The organism is Streptomyces sp. NPDC002499 (assembly GCF_053595415.1).
On the sequence record NZ_JBSFXO010000004.1, the window covers coordinates 103,966 to 124,505 of the forward strand.

Below are 20,540 nucleotides of genomic sequence, written 5' to 3' on the forward strand. Positions count from 1 at the left end.
CCATGACGGACACGCAGGAAGCCGCCACCGGGGCCGCCGACTCGAAGGCACCCTCGCGTCGTTCGCTGATCGGCTGGGGCGGTGCCGGGCTCGCGCTCGGCGCCGCCGTGGCCGGCGGCGCCGTCGCGGCGGTCCGCTCCGGCGACGACATGGACCCGGCCGCCGCCGAGACGGGCGCGGCGGTCGACTTCCACGGCGCCAACCAGGCCGGTATCGCCACACCGGTGCAGGACCGGCTGCACTTCGCCGCGTTCGACGTACAGACCGAGGACCGCGCCGAGTTCGTGCGGATGCTGAAGGACTGGACCGAGGCGGCACGAAGGATGACCGCCGGGAAGGCCGTCGGGGACGGCGCGTACGGCGGTCTCGCGGAGGCTCCGCCGGACGACACCGGCGAGGCGCTGGGCCTCAAGCCCTCGCGGCTGACGCTGACGATCGGCTTCGGGCCCTCGCTGTTCGCGAAGTTCGGCGAGACGTTCGGGATCGCCGACCGGCGGCCCGCGGCGCTGGCCGATCTGCCGCAGTTCGCGGGCGACAACCTCGACAGGACCCGCACCGGCGGCGACCTGTGCATCCAGGCCTGCGCCGATGACCCGCAGGTCGCCGTGCACGCGATCCGCAACCTGGCCAGGATCGGCTTCGGCACGGTCAACATCCGCTGGTCGCAGCTGGGTTTCGGCAAGACGTCCTCGACCACGCCGAACGCGCAGACCCCGCGCAACCTGATGGGGTTCAAGGACGGCACCCGCAACATCGCGGGCACCGAGACGGACCGGCTGAAGAAGTTCGTGTGGGTCGCCGACAGTGACGGGGACGACAACTCGGCCTGGATGACCGGGGGTTCGTATCTGGTCGCCCGGCGGATCCGGATGCACATCGAGACCTGGGACCGCACCTCGTTGCAGGAGCAGGAGGACATCTTCGGCCGGGACAAGGGCGAGGGCGCCGCGGTCGGCAAGGCCAAGGAGCACGACCCGCCGTTCCTGAAGGCGATGAAACCGGACGCGCACGTCCGGCTCGCGCACCCCGACTCCAACGACGGGATCACGATCCTGCGCCGGGGCTACTCCTTCACCGACGGCACCGACGGCCTCGGCCGGCTGGACGCGGGCCTGTTCTTCCTCGCCTACCAGCGGGACGTCCGCAAGGGGTTCATCCCCCTCCAGCGGAACCTGTCGGCGACGGACGCCCTCAACGAGTACATCCAGCACGTGGGTTCGGCGGTCTTCGCCGTCCCGCCGGGCGTCCGCGACAAGGACGACTGGTGGGGCAGCACGCTGTTCTCCAAGGAGGCCTGACGCGTGTTCTCCAACTACCTGATCGGTCTGCGCGAGGGACTGGAAGCCAGCCTCGTCGTCTGCATCCTGATCGCCTACCTGGTCAAGACGGACCGCAGGGACGCCCTGAGGCCGATCTGGATCGGCATCGCCGTCGCCGTGCTCATCGCCATGGGGTTCGGCTGCGCGCTCGAATTCGGCTCCCAGGAGCTGACGTTCCAGGCGCAGGAGGCGCTCGGCGGCTCGCTGTCGATCGTCGCGGTCGGCCTGGTGACGTGGATGGTGTTCTGGATGCGGCGCACCGCCCGGCACCTGAAGTCCGAGCTGCACGGCAAGCTGGACGCGGCCCTGGCGATGGGCACCGGCGCGCTGGTCGCCACCGCGTTCCTCGCCGTGGGCCGCGAGGGCCTGGAGACCGCCCTGTTCGTGTGGGCGTCGGTGCACGCGGCGAGCGACGGCACCCCGCGCCCGCTGGTCGGCGTCGCGCTCGGCCTCGCCACCGCCGTCTTCCTGGGCTGGCTCTTCTACCGCGGCGCCCTGAAGATCAACCTCGCGAAGTTCTTCACGTGGACCGGCGCGATGCTCGTCGTCGTCGCCGCGGGCGTGCTGGCGTACGGCTTCCACGACCTCCAAGAGGCCGACTGGGTCCCGGGGTTGACGAACCTGGCCTTCGACATCAGCAACACGATCCCGCCGGACAGCTGGTACGGCACCCTCCTCAAGGGCGTCCTCAACTTCCAGCCGGATCCGACCGTCCTCCAGGTCACGGTGTGGCTGCTGTACCTGGTCCCGACGCTCGCGCTCTTCTTCGCCCCGGTAGGGTTCGCCTCCGGGAAGGGGAAGGTGAAGACACCTGATGAGCAGGGATCTCGGCCCTCGAAGGCTCCGCAGGCTTGACCGGCGCGTACTGATAGCGGCCTCGGTGACCGCTTTGTCGCTGACGGCGAGCGGTTGTGTGGTGGTGCACGGCGAGCGCGAGGTGCTCCCCTCCACCACCCGCGCCGAGGCCGCGAAGGCACTTGAGCAGTTCACGACCGCGTACAACGCGGCGGACAAGGCCTACGACAGTTCGCTCGACGCCGACCATGTCACCGGCGCCCTCGGCGACATCGACGCGGCCCGGCTGAAGGCCGGTCACACCAACAGTCCGAGCGGCAACCCGTCGCACACGCCGCTGACGCTGACGAACGCGACGTTCACGATCCCCAAGAAGGCGGGCTGGCCACGCTGGTTCGTCGCCGAGGCGCAGGGCAACAAGGGCGGAAACCTGCGCTGGCTGCTGGTGTTCACCCGTGACGACCTGGCCGAGCCGTTCCAGGTGGCGTATCTGACGCTGATCACGCCCGGCTCGCTGCCCAAGGTCAAGAAGGACGCGGCCGGCTGGGCCGAGGCCGTGCCCGCCAACTCCACCGGACTCACGGTCCCGCCCGGGCAGTTGAGCAACGACTACGCGACCTACCTGAAGAACGGCGGGCAGGGCTTCGCCGACGGCCCGCACACCAGCGAGTGGCGCGCCCAGCGCGCGAAGTCGGCGAAGAAGCCGGGTCTGGTGACGCAGTTCATCGACGAGCCGGTCACCAGCGGCGACTACGCCCCGCTGGCGCTGCGCACCGAGGACGGCGGCGCGCTGGTGTTCTTCACGACCCGGCGCTTCGAGAAGGAGACCGCCGCCGCGGGCACCGCGATCCCCACCCCGAACGCGAACGTGCAGGCCCTGACGACCGGCGAGATCAAGCAGTCGCTCACCATGGAGTTCGTCTCCAACGGGGTCGCGCTGGACCCGAAGAGCGGCGGCAAGGTGACGATCATGGCCCGCCTGGAGGGGCTGACTTCGGCCGAGGGGTCCTGAACGGCGCAGTGCCGTAGGCGAGTTGAGCGGTCAGTGGCGCGAAGGCCAGGCCGCGCTCGCGTGGTCGGGCTCCTCGCCCGCGTACCGGGCGCACGCGTCGGTGAGGGTCTCCAGCAGGCTCAGCGGGTCGGGAAGCGGGTGTTCCAGACCGCGTACCCACCACACGGACCGGTCGTCGGCACCGGGGAGCCGGGCGGGCGGTACGAGGACGTAGGACCCGCGGCAGTGCCAGCGCAGTCCGTGGTGCTCGTCCATCGTCTCGGGGTGGCAGTCCAGCTCGCAGGGCCACCACTCGTCCTCGTCCTCGGGGGTGCCCCGGGTGAGGGTGAAGAACAGCAGCCGGCCGTCGGAGCTCTCGGCGACGGGCCCGACCTCGACGCCGGCACCGAGCAGCCGCTCCAGCGCGGAGCGGCCCGCCTCAAGCGGCACGTCGAGGACGTCGTGCACCATGCCGGTCGCGGTGATGAAGTTGGCCTGCGGCTGATGCCGGGCCCAGCGCTCGATCTGCGCCTTGTCGGTGGTGGACTGCGTCTGCCACGCGAACGACACCGGGTGCCGTGCCGGGGTGGGACAGCCGACGCGGTCGCAGGAACAGCCGTAGCCGGCGGCCGGATACGCGGCGGGCGCGAGCGGCAGCCCCGCTCCGGCGGCCGCCAGCAGCAGGTCCTCACGACCACCGTCGCCGGTGGGCTCCTTGGGCCCGCGTCCGCGCAGCCACTGGGAGATTCTGCCCTGTAGGCCGGTCCGGCCGGCCGAGTCCGCGCGGTCCCCGCTCATCTGCACCTCGCCTCGCTGTCGTCCCAACAGCATGCCTCATGGTCCCATCGTCGTGCGCTCCGGGGGGTGCAGAGCCGACATCTGGGGTGGTCCCGACACCGTGGCACCCGATGGCACCGGGTGTCACCTCGGGGCGAGACCGCCCAGCGCGTAGTCGACGAGGGTGTCCGTGTACGCGTAGGAGATCGGTCCCGTGTGCTGGAGCCAGCGCTGGGCGAGCGGGGAGACGAACAGCTCCAGGGCGATACGGGGATCCACGTCCGGCCGGATCCCGCCGGCGTCCTGGGCGGAGCGCAACCGGTCGACGTAGAGCTGGAGTTGGGGCTCGAGGAGCTTGGCGACGAACTCGCGGCCGAGCTGCTCGTTGACGAGGCCCTCGGCGGCCAGCGCGCGGGACGGGGCCTCGAAGCGGGGGTCGAGGAGTTCGTCGACCGTGGCCCGCAGGACGGCCTTGAGGTCGGCAGCTAGATCTCCGGTGTCGGGGATGCGGTACGGCTCGTGTCCGGCGTCCCGCGCGGCCCGCTCGCCCATGTCGAGGAACGCCTCCAGCAGCACGTCCGCCTTCGACGGCCACCACCGGTAGATGGTCTGCTTGCCCACCCCGGCCCGCGCGGCGATGCCCTCGACGGTCGTCTTGGGGTAGCCGACCTCCGCTACGAGGGCGAGTGCGGCGTCGTAGATCGCCCGCCGGGACCTGTCGCTGCGGCGGGTGGCGTCGGGGGCGGCGCGGTCGGGGGTGGGCTTTTTGACCATGGGTCGACGGTACCGGCCTGGGGGTTTCTACGGCTGCGCGGTGTACGGCGGCCAGGGGTCGCCCCAGTCCGCGTCCCGGGCGGCCTTGTACAGGTCGCCGTGGCGTTTGGTGACCGTCGTGCGGCGCAGTTGTTCGTCGGGCTCGCACAGGTCGAGGAGGACCTGGCCCTTGCGGATCTGGGGGCGGCGGACGATCCGGGCCAGCGCCTGGGCGGCGGGCTTGAAGCGGGTCGCGGCGACGTAGCTGAACTTCTCGTCCTCGTACGGCAGTGAGCCGCCCTTGACCTTGCGGTGCAGGGAGGAGCGGCTGACCCGTGCCGAGAAGTGGCACCAGTCCGTGCCGGGGGTGATCGGGCAGGGGGCGCTGTGCGGGCAGGGGGCGGCGATGTGGAAGCCGGCGGCGATCAGGCGGGTGCGGGCCTCGATCACTCGGGCGTAGCCGTCGGGGGTGCCGGCCTCGACGATGACGATCGCCTGCGCGGCTGTCGCGGTGGCGTCGATCAGGGCGGTGCGGTCCTGTTCCGTCAGTTCGTTGAGGACGTAGGAGACGGTGACCAGGTCGGTGGGGGCGAGGGTGAGGGTCTTGCCGATGCGGGCCTTTTGCCAAGTGGCTTCGCGGAGGGGTGGGTTGGTGGCGGCGAGTTCCTTGCCGAGGGCGAGGGCGGGTTCGGCCCAGTCGAGGACGGTGACCTTGCGGGGGCCGGGCCAGGTGGCGGAGACGGCCCAGGTGGCTGCGCCTGTGCCGCCGCCGACGTCTGTGTGGGTGGTGGGGGTCCAGTCCGGGGTTGCCGCGGCCAGTTCTTCGAGGGCGGTGTGGGCTGCCTCGAAGGTGGCGGGCATGCGGTAGGCGGCGTAGGCGGCCACGTCCGCGCGGTCGCGGAGGATGGGGGTGTGGGTGGGGGTGGTGCCCCGGTAGGTGGTGATGAGGCGGTCCACGGCTTGGGTCGCCTGCTTGGGCGGGAGGCCGTCGAGGAGGGTGGCGAGGCTCGCGCGGAGGGCTTCCGCCGGGGGTACGGGGGCATTCACCCGCCGATTCTAATCTCGCCCCCGCGAGGAGGCTCCGCCGGCTGAAACCACCGATCGGCCCTTAAGGGGCCTCGTCCTCAAACGCCGGACGGGCTGAAAGACAAAGACCGGACCGGCGTTCAAGAAGCACAGTCCCCTTCACCTCACCGCCCTTGCCATTCTTGTTGCCAGTTGGGCCCTTGGGGTGTTGTCCGGAGGGCGGCGTCTCGGGTGGACCGTGTTGGCCAGGAGGACCACGAACGTGTCCGTCTCTCGGTCCAGGACCAGGGACGTGCCCGTGAAGCCCGTGTGGCCTGCCGCGCCCTGGCCCGACAGTTCGCCCATGAACCACGGTTGGTCGAGGGCGAAGCCCAATGCCGGTGGGGTGAGGAGGAGTTCGACCAGGTCGGGGCCGAGGATGCGGGCGGGGCCGTAGGAGCCGCCCGCCAGGAGGGTGCGGGCGAAGATCGCCAGGTCCCGGGCCGTGGAGAACAGGCCCGCATGGCCGGCCACGCCGCCCAGAGCCCACGCGTTCTCGTCGTGGACCACTCCTCGCAGCATGCCCCGGTCCGCCTTGGCCCAAGGGCGTCGTTGGTCTTCGGTCGCGGCGGCGCCGGGGCAGGGGCCGAAGGCCGTCGACGTCATGCCCAGGGGGCGGGTGATGCCCTCGTGGACGAGGACGTCCAGGGAGCGGCCCGTGATGCGTTCCAGGACGTACTGGAGGAGGAGCAGGTTGAGGTCCGAGTAGGTGTAGGTGCCGGGGACTCCCACCGGGGGTTCCGCTTGGAGGAGAGCCAGGCGTTCCTCGTCGTTCTCGCAGTCGTAGAGCGGGAGTTCGGGGCGCAGGCCTGATGTGTGGGTGAGGAGTTCGCGGATGGTGATGCCGTGTCTGGCCGCCGCGCGGAAGTCCGGGAGGTAGTCGCCGACGCGTGCGTCGATGCCCAGCGTGCCGCGTTCGATCTGCTGGACGGCGGCGACCGAGGTGAAGAGTTTGGTCAGGGACGCCAGGTCGAAGGGGGTGTCCACCGTTACCGGGACGCGAGAACTCTTCGGGAGCTCGACTCCCTTGTCCCGCTCCGGGTCGTACGACGCGTAGCGGACCGCCCAGCCCGCCGCCTCCGCCACCGCGATCACCGGACCGCGGCCGGCGACCACGACCGCGCCCGCCGCCCAGGGGCGGTCCCCGGCGGTGAGGTCGTGGACCTCCTGGGCGAGCAGACGGAGTTCCTCGGGGTCGAGGCCGGCACGTTCCGGTGTGTCGTCGCGCAGTCTGGGTGCGCTCAGCTCCCTGCTCCCTCCAGGCTCGTACGTTTGTTCCAGGGACGGCAGATTCCCATGAAGCAGGCCAGCGCCACCAGTGCGGCCGCCAGTTGGACGACGGCCATCGGGACGGCCGTGTGCTCCCCGGCGATCCCGACGAGCGGCGAGGCGACCGCGCCTATCAGGAAGGACGACGTTCCGAGCAGCGCGGATGCAGAACCCGCCGACTGTTTGGTGCGCATCAGGGCCAGCGCCTGGGCGTTGGGCAGCGTCACCCCCATGGCCGACATCAGGACGAACAGGGCGGCGGCGACCGGAACCAGCCCGACCTCGCCGAACGCGCCCGTCGACATGAGCAGCAGCGCGGTCGCGGCGGCGATCACGACGAGCAGGCCGACGCCCAGCACCGTCTCCAGGGTGACCCGGCCGACCAGCAGCTTGCCGTTGATCTGGCCGACGATCACCAGGCCGACCGAGTTCAGGCCGAACAGCAGGCTGAACGTCTGCGGAGAGGCGCCGTAGATCTCCTGGATCACGAACGGCGAGGCCGCTATGTACGCGAACAGCGCGGCGAAGGTGAAGCCGCCCGTGAGCATGTAGCCGGTGAAGGGCGGGTCGGCCAGCAGGCGGCGCATCGCGTGCAGGGCCTCGCCCACCCCGCCGCTGTGCCGCTCGGCAGGCGCGAGGGTCTCGGGAAGTCGCGTCCACACGACCGCGGTGAGCAGCACACCGACCACCGTCAGGACCACGAACACGCCCCGCCAGTCCGTCACCCGCAGGATCTGGCCGCCGATCAGCGGCGCGACGATCGGGGCGACCCCGGAGACCAGCATGAGCGTCGAGAAGAAGCGGGCCATCGCCACGCCGTCGTACAGGTCACGGACCACCGCGCGGGCGATGACGATCCCGGCCGCGCCCGCCAGGCCCTGCGCGAGGCGGAAGGCGACCAGGACCTCCACGCTCGGCGCGAGGGCGCACAGGACGGTGGCGACGACGTAGACCACCAGGCCGGTCAGCAGCGGGCGGCGGCGGCCCCAGCGGTCGCTCATCGGGCCGACCACCAGCTGGCCGAGCGCCATGCCGAGCAGACAGGCGGTGAGCGTGAGCTGGACGGTCGCGGCGGGCGCGTGCAGGGAGCGGGTGACCTCCGGGAGCGAGGGGAGGTACATGTCCATCGCCAGCGGGGGTGTGGCGGTGAGGCCGCCCAGGATGAGCGTGACGAGGATGCCGGTGCGGCGGGCGGCGAGGACGGTGGGGGCGGTGGTGGGGACGGCCGGTTCCGCGGCGGGTTCGGCCGCGGGTGCCGTCGCCGGCTTCGTGTTCTGCTCCACGCCCGGGTCCATGCCCTGGTCCAGGCGCGGTGGCGGCGCCCCCTGCTCGGGCATGTGCCCCTCCCTCTCCGATCGATCCGACACCTATGCTCTCAGCTCGTACACAGTGCCGAGGGTCACACGAGCGGCCGAGGCACCTGAGCGAGGGCGGCGCGAGATGGCGGCGGAGAACGTGCGGTGGGGAATTCTGGCGACCGGTGGGATCGCCGCCGCGTTCACGGCGGATCTGGTCGATCTGCCGGATGCCGAGGTGGTCGCGGTCGCCTCGCGCACCGAGGCGTCGGCGAAGGCGTTCGCGGAGCGGTTCGGGATCGAGCGGGCCTACGGCGACTGGGACGCGCTGGCGCACGACGAGGACATCGATGTCGTGTACGTCGCCACCCCGCACTCGGCGCACCGGGTGGCCGCGGGCCTGTGCCTGGAGGCCGGGCGGAACGTGCTGGTCGAGAAGGCGTTCACGCTCAACGTGCGCGAGGCGGACGAGTTGGTCGCCCTTGCACGGGGGCGCGGGAGCTTCCTGATGGAGGCCATGTGGATGTACTGCAACCCGATGATCCGGCGGCTCAAGGCGCTGGTCGACGACGGCGCGATCGGTGAAGTGCGGACCATTCAGGCGGACTTCGGGCTCGCCGGGCCCTTCCCGCCGGCGCACCGGCTGCGCGATCCGGAGCAGGGCGGCGGCTCGCTGCTCGACCTCGGGGTGTATCCGGTGTCGTTCGCGCAGCTGCTGCTCGGGGAGCCGTCGGACGTGGTGGCGCGAGCGGTGCTCTCGGACGAGGGCGTCGATCTCCAGACCGGAGCGCTGCTCACCTGGGAGAGCGGGGCTCTCGCTTCGGTGCACTGCTCCATCGTCGGCGGTCTGGCGACCTCGGCCTCGGTCACCGGCTCGCTGGGCCGCATCGACGTCCCGGACGGCTTCTTCTTCCCGGACCGCTTCGTCCTGCACCGCGACGGACGTGACCCGCAGGAGTTCACCGCCGACCCGGCCGACGGTCCGCGCAACAGCCTCAAGCACGAGGCCCGCGAGGTCATGCGCGCGCTGCGGGCCGGCGAGACCGAGTCCCCGCTCGTCCCGATCGACGGCACCCTCGCCGTGATGCGGACGCTGGACGCGATCCGGGAGCGGATCGGGGTGCGGTACCCGGACGAGGCGTGATCCCGGCGACACCGGAACGGGGCGTGACCTCGCGGGATCCCGCTTCGTAGGCTGCGGTCCCATGGATGCTGAGCAATCGAAGACCGCCGTATCGCAATCCGCCGTACCGAAGGTCGCCGTGGTGACCGGCGCCGGTTCCGGGATCGGGCGGGCCGTCGCCGTCGAGCTGTCGCACGCCGGCTGGTCCGTCGCGCTGGCCGGCCGGCACGCCGAGACGCTGGAGGAGACGGCGGCGCTCGTGCCCGACGGCGCCGCCCTCGTCGTACGCACCGATGTCTCCCAACCGGCCGACGTGGACGCGCTGTTCGCCGCGACCGTGGAGCGATTCGGGCGGGTGGACCTGCTGTTCAACAACGCGGGGACGTTCGGTCCCGGTGGGGTGCCGGTCGAGGAACTGCCGTACGAGGCCTGGCGGCACGTGGTGGACACCAACCTCAACGGGGCGTTCCTGTGCGCGCAGGCGGCCTACCGGCTGATGAAAAAGCAGGAGCCGCAGGGCGGACGGATCATCAACAACGGTTCCATCTCCGCCCATACGCCCCGGCCGCTGTCGGTGGCGTACACGGCGACCAAGCACGCGCTGACCGGCCTCACCAAGTCGCTGTCCCTTGACGGGCGGCCGTACCGGATCGCGGTGGGGCAGATCGACATCGGCAACGCGGCGAGCGCCATGACGGCGGGGATGAGCACGGGCGCGATGCAGGCGAACGGGGAGATCGCGCCCGAGCCCGTGATGGACGTCGCCGATGTCGCGCGCACCGTGCGGCACATGGCGGAGCTGCCGCTGGAGGCGAATGTGCAGTTCGCGACCGTACTGGCGACGACGATGCCGTACGTCGGCCGCGGCTGAGCGCGTCCGCCGACCCCCAACTCCCCAACTTGCACAAGCGGAATTTGACCGTCCGCACTATTGCGGCCGGTGGCGGCCTTATGCTCAACTCTCCTACACAAGAGCTTCACACTTGGAGCACGGGGCTTCCGCAGACCAAAACCGAGGGGGGAGGCGGCAGCCGTTCCACGGCATCGCGTGGGGGTGGACCTCATGCGGGACCGTGAGGTACGCACCGGTGCCTGGAACGGCTGCCGCGAGACTCAGTCGGGGCGATCCGCCTCGTTCGCCTTCGCCGCCCCCTCAACTCCCGTTGCCCCGGCCGCCCTTCGCCTGCGCAGCACCCACGCCCCGCCCGCCAGCAGCGCGACCGCGCCGCCCGCGCCCGCGAGCGTCCCCCAGGCCGAGGACCCGCCGTCCGCCGCCGAACCCGGTGCCCCGGCCGCCGCCCGGGCCGATGCGCCACCCGGGGTCGCGGTCGCCTTGGCCCCGCCCTCGCTGAGCGGATCGACCAGCGTGCCCAGCGCCCGGGCCGAACTCCCTTTGCCGAAGCCCCAGTCGAGCAGCGCGGCCGTCTCCTCGTAGACGGCGTTGTAACCGCTCCTGGGGTGCATCACCGTCACCAGCAGGGTCCGGCCGCCGCGGGTGGCGGCTCCGGTGAAGGTGTTGCCGGCGTTGCTCGTGTAACCGTTCTTGACCCCGATCAGACCGTCGTACGTCTTCACCCCGTACGTGCCGGTGAGCAGGCGGTCGGTGTTCTGGATCTGGAAGGTCTTCTTTCCGCCGGCCGGGAAGTCGGCGGCCTTGGTGGCGCAGTACGCGCGGAAGTCGGCGTCCTTCAGCCCGTGCCGGGCGAAGAGCGTGAGGTCGTAGGCGGACGACAGCTGGCCCTTGTGGTCGAAGCCGTCGGGGCTGACCACATGGGTGTCCAGGGCCTGCAGATCCTCCGCCCTGGCCTGCATCTCGGCGACCGTCCTGGCGATCCCGCCGTTCATGTGGGCGAGCACGTGCACGGCGTCGTTGCCCGAGCGCAGGAAGACGCCCTGCCACAACTGCTCGACGGTGTACGTGATTCCGGGCTTGACGCCGACCAGGCTGGAGCCGGACGGGATGCCGGCCAGGTCCGCGTCGGTCACCCGGTACCGCTCGGTCCGCTCGAACTTCCCCAGCACCGTGTCGGCGAACAGCATCTTCAGCGTGGACGCGGGCGCGAGCCGCCGGTGCGGGTCGCGGGCGGCGAGCACCTCTCCGCTGTCGCAGTCGGCGACGAGCCAGGCGGCGGCGGTCAGCTTGGCGGTGAGCGCCTTGGGCAGACCTGTGCCCTGAATTCCGGCGCGGGCCAGCCGCGCACCGCCGACAACGGTCGAGGCGTGCGCGTCGGTCGCCGAGGCGAGCGGAATGGCGGCGGCCGCGCACAGGCCGAGCGCGGTCCGCCGGGAGAGCGGGTGGGAAGCGTGCATCCCGGGACCGTACACCGCACCCAACAGGGGTTTCCTGGCAGTAGACCCTCTACAGGATAAGAATTGCCTGTCTTATACAAATTTGAATCCCCACCTTGCTTTCTCAGCCCTGACACATCCTTTACTCAGCCTGGCTCAAAGGTTTCTCCATACCTTGTGGCAGCGCCCACAGCGGGCGCCAAGAACCTTTGGGGAACGGGATGTTTGGCATCTATCTCAAGCGCGAACTGGGCCGGAGAAAGAAAGCGGCTCTGGTCATCGCTCTGGGTCTGGCGCTCGGAATCGCTCTGGTCATCACCGTCAACTCGGTGTCGGCCGGCATGACGCAGGCGCAGGACAAGGTCCTGAAGTCGCTCTACGGCCTCGGCACGGACATGACCGTGACCAAGGCGCAGTCCGCCCCCACCAGCGGCAGCTCCGGGGGCCCGCGATTCAACTTCGACGCCAAGTCGAGCAGCAGCACCACGCAGAGCTCCGACCGGGTCAATACGCAGGGCGGTCAGGTCCTCGCGTCCTCCCTGGTCACCAAGGTCGCGGCGCAGAAGGGTGTGTCGGACGCGGTCGGCGCGCTCACCCTGAACGTCACCAAGGTCGACGGCTCGTTCACCCAGGGCAAGGCGCAGTCCTCCACCTCCGGCTCCTCCCAGCAGGGCGGCCCCGGCGGCGGCAACAGCGGCAGCACCGCCCCGCCCCAGGTCCAGGGCGGCGGCGCGTCCTTCGACGTCAACTCCTACTCGGTGGCGGGCATCGACGTCACGAACCAGGACCTCGGCCCGCTCGCCACCTCGAAGATCACCTCGGGCAAGACCTTCACCTCCGCGCAGGCGAACTCCAAGGTCGCGGTGGTCAGCAAGTCCTACGCCAAGGAGAAGAAGTACAAGGTCGGTTCGACCTTCAAGATCTCCGGCACCAAGTTCACGGTCATCGGCATCGCGACGCCCGACAGCTCCGAGTCCACCACCGACGTCTTCCTGCCGCTGAAGCAGGCCCAGACGCTCGGCGACTCGAAGAACAAGGTCACCACGATCTACGTCAAGGCGACCGACTCGAAGCAGATCTCGATCGTCAAGTCGACGATCCAGAAGAACATCTCGGGTACGACGGTCACCACCTCCGCCGACCTCGCCTCCACCGTCTCCGGCTCGCTGTCCACCGCCTCCGACCTGGCGACCAGCGTCGGCAAGTGGCTCTCGATCGCGGTGCTGGTGGCGGCCTTCCTGGTCGCCGCGCTGCTGACCTCCTCGGCGGTCTCCCGGCGAGTGCGCGAGTTCGGCACGCTGAAGGCGCTGGGCTGGCCGAGCCGCAAGGTGACCCGGCAGGTCGTCGGCGAGTCCATGGTCAACGGCCTGATCGGCGGCGGCCTCGGCATCGCCCTGGGTCTGGCGGCGGCCTACACGGTCACCGCGATCAGCCCCAAGCTGACCGCGCAGCTCGGCTCCACCGGCGGTGGCGGCCAGGGCGGCGGCCCCGGTGGCGGCGGCCCCGGCCGGCAGTCCACGGCCAGCACCATGGAGATCGCCCTCTCCGCCCCGGTCTCCCTGACCACCATCGCGCTCGCGGTGGGCCTGGCGGTCACCGGCGGTCTGATCGCCGGCGCCATGGGCGGCTGGCGCGCCTCCCGGATGCGCCCGGCCGACGCCCTGCGCAGCGTCTCGTAACACCCCCCGAGCCGGGGCGCCGCCACCGTTCCCCCCGGGCGGCGGCGCCCCGCCCCCTACCTCCTGCCACACCTCCTGACCTCCTGGAGTTCCCATGTACAGACTCAGCGGCGTCACCAAGCGGTACACACGCGGCAAGGAGACGGTCGAGGCGCTGCGCGACATCGACCTGACCATCGAGGACGGCGACCAGCTCGTCATCCAGGGCCCGACCGGCGGCGGCAAGTCCACCCTGTTGCAGATGATCGGCGGCCTGGACCGGCCGACCGAGGGCAGCGTCGAGCTGGACGGCGTCGACCTCGCCCGCATCAGCGAGGCCAAGCTGACCCGGCTGCGCGCCGAGAAGGTCGGCATCATCTTCCAGTCGTTCAACCTCATCCCGACCCTGACCGCACAGGAGAACGTCGAGACGGCCCTGGTGCCGCTCGGCGTGAAGCCCGCCGAGCGGCGCGAGCGGGCGGCCGAGGCACTGGCCTCGGTCGGCCTCGGCGACCGCCTGCGGCACGCCCCCGCCGAACTCTCCGGCGGCCAGCAGCAGCGCGTGGCGATCGCCCGCGCGCTGGTGAAGAAGCCGAAGGTACTGCTCGCCGACGAGCCCACCGGCAACCTCGACGAGGGCACCCGCGACGACATCATGGGCCTGCTGGAGGGCCTGTGGCACGAGTACGGGCTGACCTTCGTCATGGTCACCCACGACTCCTCCATCGCCCGCCGCGCCCCGCGCCTGGCGACCATCAAGGCCGGCCGGCTGACGCTCACGGAGCAGGGCGGGGAGTTCGCCCAGGCGGCACAGCAACAGCCGTACGGGGACCAGCAGTTCGGCGATCAGGGCTACGGCGGTCAGCAGCCCGGCGATCAGCAGTACGCCCGGTACGGGAACCAGGGGTACTGACGGCACGGCACCCGGCGTTACCGAATGCCGTGCCCCCAGGGGCCGTTCACCTTCCGAGTATCCGGTCGACCTCGGCCAGCTGCCCGGCGGTGAGCGGCCCCTTCTCGATGGCGCCCGCGTTCTGCTCGGCCTGCTCGACCGACCGGAACCCGGGGATCGGGATCGTGCGCCCGCTGCGGGCCCACAGCCAGCCCAGGGCGCCCTGGGCGAGGGTGCGGCCGTCACTGGTGAGGACCTCCCGCAGGGACTCGACGCGGGCGACCCAGTCCTCGTCGGCGCCGGCGCCCTGCTTGAAGCCGGTCATCCAGGCGGGCGGGGTGTTGCGGATGTCGCCGGCCTCCAGGGCCCGTCCGGGGCGCTGCTTGCCGGTCAGCAGACCCATCGCCAGCGGGCCGCGGTTGATGCTCGCGAGCCCCAACTCGTCGCACAGGGCGAACATTTCGGGGGTGTCCTCGAGGACGTTCACCGAGTGCTGCACGGAGGCGCAGTGCGCCCCTTCGGCGAACACCGCGGCCCGCGCCGGGTCGTCGGTGCTCCACCCGTACGCCCGGATCAGCCCCTCGCTCACGAACTCTTCGCAGGCGTCCCGGAGTTGGGCCGCACGCTCGGGGTCCAGGTCGTTGAGGTGCAGTTGGTAGAGGTCGATGTGATCGGTGCCCAGGCGGGCGAGCGAGGCGGTCAGCGCGCGGCGGGCGTGCTGCGGGGAGTCGTCGCTGCCGGTGAGGGTGCGGGTCTCCTCGTCGAAGACGTTGCCCCACTTGGTGGCGACCACGACGTCGTCGCGCCGCTTGCCGAGGGCGCGTCCGAGCACCCGCTCGCTGTGCCCGGCGCCGTAGGTGTCGGCGGTGTCGAAGAACGTCACGCCGAGGTCGAGGGCGCGGCGGATCGCCCGTACGGACTCGTCGTCGTCGACCTTGCCCCAGCCCAGGGGCTGTCCGTCGGGATCCTGCCACTCGCCCCCGATGGCCCAGCAGCCGAAGCCGAGGGCGCTCACTGCGATACCGCTGCGGCCGAGTGTCCTGTTGGTGTCCATGCCGACAGACGCTAGGAGTTGAAGCGCACACGAAGGCAAGGGGTTTTAAGGCGAGGGGTATTAAGGCAAGGGGTTTACGGGCCGGCCATGCCCGCCCGGCCGCCTGGCGCCGGTTACGCCTGCCCGGTCTCGAAGCGGGAGATCCTGCCGTCGTCCTCGACCGTGAAGCTCCACCGGGTGCGCATCTCGCCCCAGGTGTCGTTGCGGTAGTTCGCGAGGAGCGCGCGGCCGCCCTGGGACTCGTTGTCGACGTCGAGGTGACCGTTGGAGGAGAAGATCTCCCGGTCGATCCATTCGTCGAGGTCCCGGTCGGAGCCGTCGTCCGCCATCGTCGCGCCGGGCGCGAGCAGCGCCACGAAGCCGTCGCGGTCATGGGCGTTGACGGCGGTGACGAAGGCCCGGACGGTCGGGTCGGTGAGTTTGGCTGGCTGAATCGTCATGCCAGCAGACTCACACCGCTCCCCCACGACCGCCACCCGAACGGCCGCGCGAACGGGGCTGCCGGATGGGTGCGGTGGGACGGTGGGGAGACGGGGAGGGCCACCGTCGGAGAACGGTGGGAAGACGAGGGGGGACCTGTTCCTGCCGTCCGCATCGGGAGTCACCGTGACCTGCTACGACCGACGTGATCTGGGCCTGCTGCTGCTCCGGCTGGGCACGGGAGGTGTGCTGGCCGCGCACGGCGCGCAGAAGCTGTTCGGCTGGTTCGGAGGGCACGGGATCGAAGGGACCGGCAGGTTCATGGAGTCCGTGGGCTACGCGCCCGGCCGGGCCAGCGCCACGGCGGCGGGCCTCGCCGAGGCGGGCGGCGGCACCCTGCTGGCCCTGGGCCTGGCCACCCCGGCGGCGGGCGCGGCGGCGGCCGGGGCGATGGCGGGGGCGGCCGCGGTGCACACCCCGAACGGCTTCTTCGCCGCGGGCGGCGGCTACGAGTACGCGGCGAGCCTGAGCCTGACCGCGGCCGGCCTCGCCGTCACGGGCCCGGGCCGCCTCTCCCTCGACCACGCCCTCGGCCACGCGGTCGACCGCAACTGGATGGTCCCGGTGGCACTGGGCGTGACGGCGGCGGTGACGGCGGTGGTCGTGGGGATGCGGAACCAGCGACTGCGGAGGGTGGTGGACGAGGAGGAAGGGGAGGACTGGGAGGAGGGGGCAGGGGCGCAGGAGGTGCTGTTCGACCGGTGAGCCCGCGTGACAGGCTCCGCGTATGAGTGATCAGGACCTTTCCGCCCCGCCGGCCGCCGCTCCCGTCGACCTCTGGGCCGCCATCGACGACCTGTGGACCTGGCTGGAGGCGAACCGTCCGCTCGACGGCAAGGAAGGCATGCTGCTGCGCATGCTCAAGCTGTCGGAGGAGGTAGGCGAGGTCGCCGAGGCGGTGATCGGGGCGACCGGCCAGAACCCGCGCAAGGGCATCACCCACACGTGGGACGACGTCCAGGCGGAACTGTGCGATGTCGTCATCACGGCCCTGGTCGCGCTGCGCACCCTGACCCCGGACACCCGCGAGGTCTTCGCCCACCATCTGGCGCGGGTGCGGTCGCGGTCGCTGGGGGTGGACGGGGCGTCATAGACAGAGGGCATGAGTCCTGGACCGGACCAACACCTTCCCAGGGCTGGACCTGCCCCGCACCCACCCCTGATGATGACGCTGCCATGACAACAACGACGTCGTCTCGCAGGGCGGTCACCGTGCGCGGATCCCTCGTCAGGGCCACTCTGGCCGCCGTACTCCTGCTGGTGCTTCCGGTACCGGTGTCGACGGCCTCGGCCGCGTCGGGAGCCGAGCCGGCCGCGCCGGCGCCGGTCACCGCTCCCGTGGTCGCCGCCACCGACTGGACGCCCCCGCTCAGCACCCGGGGCCGCTGGATCGTCGACGCCAACGGCAACCGCTTCAAGCTCCGGTCCGGCAACTGGCACGGCGCCAGCGGCACTTGGAACGGCTCGGGCAGCACGGACGACGACGCCAACCACCACGCGGGCGAGAACTCCGGCCGAATGCCGCTCGGCCTGGACCGCGCGTCCATCGCCGAGATCATCGCCGGTTTCAAGGAGATCGGCATCAACAGCATCCGGCTGCCGTTCTCCAACGAGATGATCCACGACGGCGTGCCCGTCACGGACCGCGCGGTCGCCGCCAACCCGTCCCTGCGCGGTCTGACCCCGCTCCAGGTGTACGACGTGGTGGTGCGCGAGCTGACCGCCGCCGGGCTCGCCGTGATCCTCAACAACCATACGAACACCACCCGTTGGTGCTGCGGGGTCGACGGCAACGAGCGCTGGAACGCGAGCCAGTCCACCCAGACCTGGGAGGACGACTGGCTGTTCATGGCCCGCCGCTACCGGGACAACAAGCGCGTGGTCGGCGCCGACCTCTACAACGAGGTGCGCCGCAATGTCTGGGACGACCCCAACTGGGGCCTGGGCGACGACCACGACTGGTTCGCCGCCTCGCAGCACGTCGGCGACCGCATCCTCACCGAGGCCAACCCCGATCTGCTGATCGTCGTCGAGGGCATCAACTGGACCGGCATCCCGATCGACGGCTTCGCACACGAACGCCCCACCCTGGCACCCGTACGCACCCTCTCGCACACCCTCGTCGACTCCGGCAAGCTCGTCTACTCCGCCCACTTCTACGACTACACCGGCCCCAACCACAGCGGAGCGACCGGCACCGGCGAGACCAGCGACCCCCGCTACCGCGACCTGACTCCGGCCGAACTGACCCAAGTCCTGTACCGCCAGGCCTTCTTCGTGACCGCCGAGCAGGACCAGCACTTCACCGCGCCCGTCTGGATCAGCGAGTTCGGCGTCGGCGGCCGGGAGGAGACCGGCGCCAAACCGCGCGCCTGGTTCGAGAACTTCGTCGACGAACTGATCCGCAACGACGCCGACTTCGCCTACTGGCCACTGGTCGGCTGGCACGAGAACCGCACCGGCAACGGCTGGGCCCTGCTGCACTGGGACAGCCAGGGCCGGCGCATGGGCCTGTACGACGGTGACGACTGGCGGGCGTCCGCCTGGACCCGACTGATCACCGCGACCGGCCGGACCGGGCCCGTGGCGGCCGTACCGGAGTGGTCCCAGCTCAGCCCCGACCACGGCGACTTCGTCCAGTCCCGGCGGCTGCGCGCCCTGCCCGACTGGGACTCCGGCGCCCGCAAGGCGGCCTGCCCCGACGGGCAGCGGCTGCTGGGCCTGAGCCACACCGGCAACCGGGGGCTGTGCTCGGACGTGACCGCGGGCGCGCTGTGGGCACCGGCCGGCGCTCACGAGGTGGTCCGAGACGAACGGCATGTCGCGCCGGGCGGCGACTGGGCGTCGGGCTACACCAAACTCCAGTGCGCCGACGGTCAGTTCATGACGGGATACAGCGTCCGCGGCGCCGCCGTATCGGCCGTCCTGTGCGCGACCGCGTCCGCCGGACGGCTCGGTTCCGGCGGCCGTACCGTCTGGTTCGACCGCGGTGACAACCGGGGATCGGCGCCGAAGGGCGGAGACTTCGCGTCCGGCAACTACAAGGGTCAGTGCGCCGACGACGAGTACGCGGCGGGCGTGGCGTACACGGGCCGGCTGGGCTCGTCGCGGACACCGGACGCGCTGTACTGCCGCAAACTGGCCTGAAGCGTTGCCGTCACACCCTGACGTCAGGCAAGCCGCTTCCGTCAAACCTTACTTCACCTCTTGACGTAAGTGGTCCATACCTTTAAGTTCACCGGTCAGCCCCAGTACCACGCGTGCGCTCGCCCTGCACCGGTCGCCCCGGCCCCGGGCGTCCCACCCCCCACGAAAGGGCCGATCTGTCATGCCCAGACCACTCGTCGCCGCGCTCTCCGTCGCGGCACTCACCCTCTCCGCCGGCCTCCTCGCCAGCACCCCCGCCGCCGCCGCGACCGGCACGATCACCGGCCTCGGCGGCAAGTGCCTGGACGTGGCGGGCGCGAGCTCCGCCGACGGCACGGCCGTCCAGCTCTACGACTGCAACGGCACCGCCGCCCAGCAGTGGACCGTGGGCACCGACGGCACGATCCGCGCGCTGGGCAAGTGTCTTGACGTCACCGGGAGTTCGACCGCCGACGGCACCAAGATCCAGCTGTGGACGTGCTCCGGCGCCGCCAACCAGAAGTGGACCGTCTCCGCCGCCCGCGACATCGTCGGCACGCAGGCCAACAAGTGCCTGGACGCCACCGGCAACTCCTCGGCCAACGGCACCCGCGCCCAGATCTGGACGTGCTCCGGCGGCGCCAACCAGAAGTGGACCGCGCCCGCCGCCGGCGGCGACAACCCGCCGACCTCCTCGCCCCTGGCCGTGGCGCCCTACCTCTACAACGGCTGGGGCAGCCCGCCCAGCCCCACCACGATCACCAACGCCACCGGCGTCAAGAACTTCACGCTCGCCTTCGTCCTCAGCAACGGCTACTGCAACCCCCAGTGGGACGGCGGCCGCGCGCTGACCGGCGGCGTGGACCAGTCCACGATCAACACCATCCGGGCCAACGGCGGCGAGGTCATCCCGTCCTTCGGCGGCTACAGCGGCAACAAGCTGGAGAGCTCCTGCTCCAGCGCCGGTGAGCTGGCGGCGGCGTACCAGAAGGTGATCAACGCCTACGCGCTCAAGGCGATCGACATCGACATCGAGGCCGACGCGTACAGCAACCCGACCGTGCAGCAGCGCACGGTGGACGCGCTGAAGACCGTGAAGGCGAGCAACCCGGGCATCAAGATCTACATCACCATCGGCACCGGGCAGAGCGGCCCCGACACCAGCCTGATCAACCGGGCGCACAACTCCGGTCTGACGGTGGACGCGTGGGCCATCATGCCGTTCGACTTCGGCGGCGCGGGCCAGAACATGGGCAACCTGACGGTCCAGGCCGCCGAGGGCCTGAAGAACGCGCTGAAGAGCGCGTACGGCTACACCGACGACGCGGCCTACCGGGACATGGGCATCTCGTCCATGAACGGGATCACCGACAACAACGAGACCGTCACCGTCGCCGACTTCCGCACGATCCTCGCCTACGCCCAGCAGCACCACCTGGCCCGGCTGACCTTCTGGTCCGCCAACCGCGACCGGCCCTGCACCGGCGGCCCCGCCGACAGCTGCTCCGGCGTGAGCCAGGGCAACTGGGACTACACCCGCGTCTTCTCGGCCTACACCGGCTGACCGACGGTGTACGCCGACTGAGTCGCGGCGTACACCGGCCCGGCTCGGCCCGCACCGGCCGAGCCGGGCCGCACCCCACCCCCCTCAGCA

At 71.0% G+C, this 20,540-nt stretch carries 19 protein-coding genes; 11 read left to right on the forward strand and 8 right to left on the reverse strand.

The window, feature by feature from the left end; translation table 11 throughout:
• The first annotated feature begins 2 nt into the window (after positions 1-2).
• From efeB to ACWD5F_RS11495, 3 genes are read left to right on the forward strand one after another with little or no spacing between them, the layout of a single operon-like run.
• A complete protein-coding gene (gene efeB / locus ACWD5F_RS11485; protein ID WP_451253349.1) occupies positions 3-1,298 on the forward strand; it encodes an iron uptake transporter deferrochelatase/peroxidase subunit in 1,296 nt (431 codons plus the stop codon).
• Positions 1,299-1,301: 3 nt separating this feature from the next.
• Positions 1,302-2,174: an iron uptake transporter permease EfeU gene (gene efeU, locus ACWD5F_RS11490; protein ID WP_451253351.1), complete on the forward strand. Its 873-nt coding sequence runs from the start codon at positions 1,302-1,304 to the stop codon at positions 2,172-2,174.
• Positions 2,134-3,126: a hypothetical protein gene (locus tag ACWD5F_RS11495; protein WP_451253352.1), complete on the forward strand. Its 993-nt coding sequence runs from the start codon at positions 2,134-2,136 to the stop codon at positions 3,124-3,126. Before efeU ends, ACWD5F_RS11495 begins: the two co-directional genes overlap by 41 nt.
• A 30-nt stretch (positions 3,127-3,156) precedes the next feature.
• On the opposite strand, the gene ACWD5F_RS11500 is transcribed toward ACWD5F_RS11495, so the two are convergent.
• From ACWD5F_RS11500 to ACWD5F_RS11520, 5 genes are all read right to left on the reverse strand, one after another.
• Entirely contained in the window at positions 3,157-3,903 is a 747-nt protein-coding gene (locus tag ACWD5F_RS11500; RefSeq protein WP_451254101.1) for a bifunctional DNA primase/polymerase, read from the reverse strand.
• A gap of 123 nt (positions 3,904-4,026) precedes the next feature.
• Entirely contained in the window at positions 4,027-4,656 is a 630-nt protein-coding gene (locus tag ACWD5F_RS11505) for a TetR/AcrR family transcriptional regulator (protein ID WP_451253354.1), read from the reverse strand.
• Positions 4,657-4,683: 27 nt separating this feature from the next.
• Positions 4,684-5,682: a small ribosomal subunit Rsm22 family protein gene (locus tag ACWD5F_RS11510; protein WP_451253356.1), complete on the reverse strand. Its 999-nt coding sequence runs from the start codon at positions 5,680-5,682 to the stop codon at positions 4,684-4,686.
• A 138-nt stretch (positions 5,683-5,820) separates the two neighbouring features.
• Complete coding sequence (locus ACWD5F_RS11515) at positions 5,821-6,990, reverse strand: serine hydrolase domain-containing protein (protein ID WP_451254103.1); 1,170 nt, start codon at positions 6,988-6,990, stop codon at positions 5,821-5,823.
• Positions 6,942-8,306: a multidrug effflux MFS transporter gene (locus ACWD5F_RS11520; protein WP_451253357.1), complete on the reverse strand. Its 1,365-nt coding sequence runs from the start codon at positions 8,304-8,306 to the stop codon at positions 6,942-6,944. The genes ACWD5F_RS11515 and ACWD5F_RS11520 overlap by 49 nt, the downstream gene beginning before the upstream one ends.
• Positions 8,307-8,409: 103 nt before the next feature.
• On the opposite strand from ACWD5F_RS11520, the gene ACWD5F_RS11525 reads away from it, so the two are divergent.
• Positions 8,410-9,408, forward strand: a complete 999-nt coding sequence (locus tag ACWD5F_RS11525) for a Gfo/Idh/MocA family protein (protein ID WP_451253358.1) — start codon at positions 8,410-8,412, stop codon at positions 9,406-9,408.
• A 61-nt stretch (positions 9,409-9,469) separates the two neighbouring features.
• Positions 9,470-10,258: an SDR family oxidoreductase gene (locus ACWD5F_RS11530; RefSeq protein ID WP_451253359.1), complete on the forward strand. Its 789-nt coding sequence runs from the start codon at positions 9,470-9,472 to the stop codon at positions 10,256-10,258.
• A 242-nt stretch (positions 10,259-10,500) separates the two neighbouring features.
• Here the strand turns inward: ACWD5F_RS11530 and ACWD5F_RS11535 are convergent, their stop codons facing one another.
• A complete protein-coding gene (locus tag ACWD5F_RS11535; RefSeq protein WP_451253360.1) occupies positions 10,501-11,697 on the reverse strand; it encodes a D-alanyl-D-alanine carboxypeptidase family protein in 1,197 nt (398 codons plus the stop codon).
• 200 nt (positions 11,698-11,897) lie between these two features.
• Here ACWD5F_RS11535 and ACWD5F_RS11540 point away from each other — a divergent pair, with 200 nt between their 5' ends.
• Both ACWD5F_RS11540 and ACWD5F_RS11545 read left to right on the forward strand, forming a co-directional pair.
• Complete coding sequence (locus tag ACWD5F_RS11540) at positions 11,898-13,355, forward strand: ABC transporter permease (protein ID WP_451253361.1); 1,458 nt, start codon at positions 11,898-11,900, stop codon at positions 13,353-13,355.
• A 94-nt stretch (positions 13,356-13,449) separates the two neighbouring features.
• A complete protein-coding gene (locus ACWD5F_RS11545) occupies positions 13,450-14,247 on the forward strand; it encodes an ABC transporter ATP-binding protein (RefSeq protein ID WP_451253363.1) in 798 nt (265 codons plus the stop codon).
• 46 nt (positions 14,248-14,293) lie between these two features.
• Here the strand turns inward: ACWD5F_RS11545 and ACWD5F_RS11550 are convergent, their stop codons facing one another.
• A complete protein-coding gene (locus ACWD5F_RS11550) occupies positions 14,294-15,280 on the reverse strand; it encodes an aldo/keto reductase (protein ID WP_451253364.1) in 987 nt (328 codons plus the stop codon).
• Between the two features lie 113 nt (positions 15,281-15,393).
• Positions 15,394-15,720, reverse strand: coding sequence for a nuclear transport factor 2 family protein (locus ACWD5F_RS11555; RefSeq protein WP_401729138.1), 327 nt, complete (start codon positions 15,718-15,720; stop codon positions 15,394-15,396).
• Between the two features lie 166 nt (positions 15,721-15,886).
• Here ACWD5F_RS11555 and ACWD5F_RS11560 point away from each other — a divergent pair, with 166 nt between their 5' ends.
• The 4 genes from ACWD5F_RS11560 to ACWD5F_RS11575 all read left to right on the forward strand — a co-directional run bounded on the left by ACWD5F_RS11560 (position 15,887) and on the right by ACWD5F_RS11575 (position 20,450).
• Positions 15,887-16,465 (forward strand): DoxX family protein, encoded by a 579-nt coding sequence (locus ACWD5F_RS11560; RefSeq protein ID WP_451253367.1) that lies wholly within the window; start codon positions 15,887-15,889, stop codon positions 16,463-16,465.
• Positions 16,466-16,487: 22 nt separating this feature from the next.
• Entirely contained in the window at positions 16,488-16,853 is a 366-nt protein-coding gene (locus ACWD5F_RS11565; protein WP_401729140.1) for a MazG-like family protein, read from the forward strand.
• Positions 16,854-16,936: 83 nt separating this feature from the next.
• Positions 16,937-18,907 carry a glycoside hydrolase family 5 protein gene (locus ACWD5F_RS11570; RefSeq protein ID WP_451253368.1) on the forward strand — a complete coding sequence of 657 codons (1,971 nt, stop codon included), beginning with the start codon at positions 16,937-16,939 and terminating at the stop codon, positions 18,905-18,907.
• 181 nt (positions 18,908-19,088) lie between these two features.
• Positions 19,089-20,450: a lectin gene (locus ACWD5F_RS11575; RefSeq protein WP_451253370.1), complete on the forward strand. Its 1,362-nt coding sequence runs from the start codon at positions 19,089-19,091 to the stop codon at positions 20,448-20,450.
• Positions 20,451-20,540 lie beyond the last annotated feature (90 nt).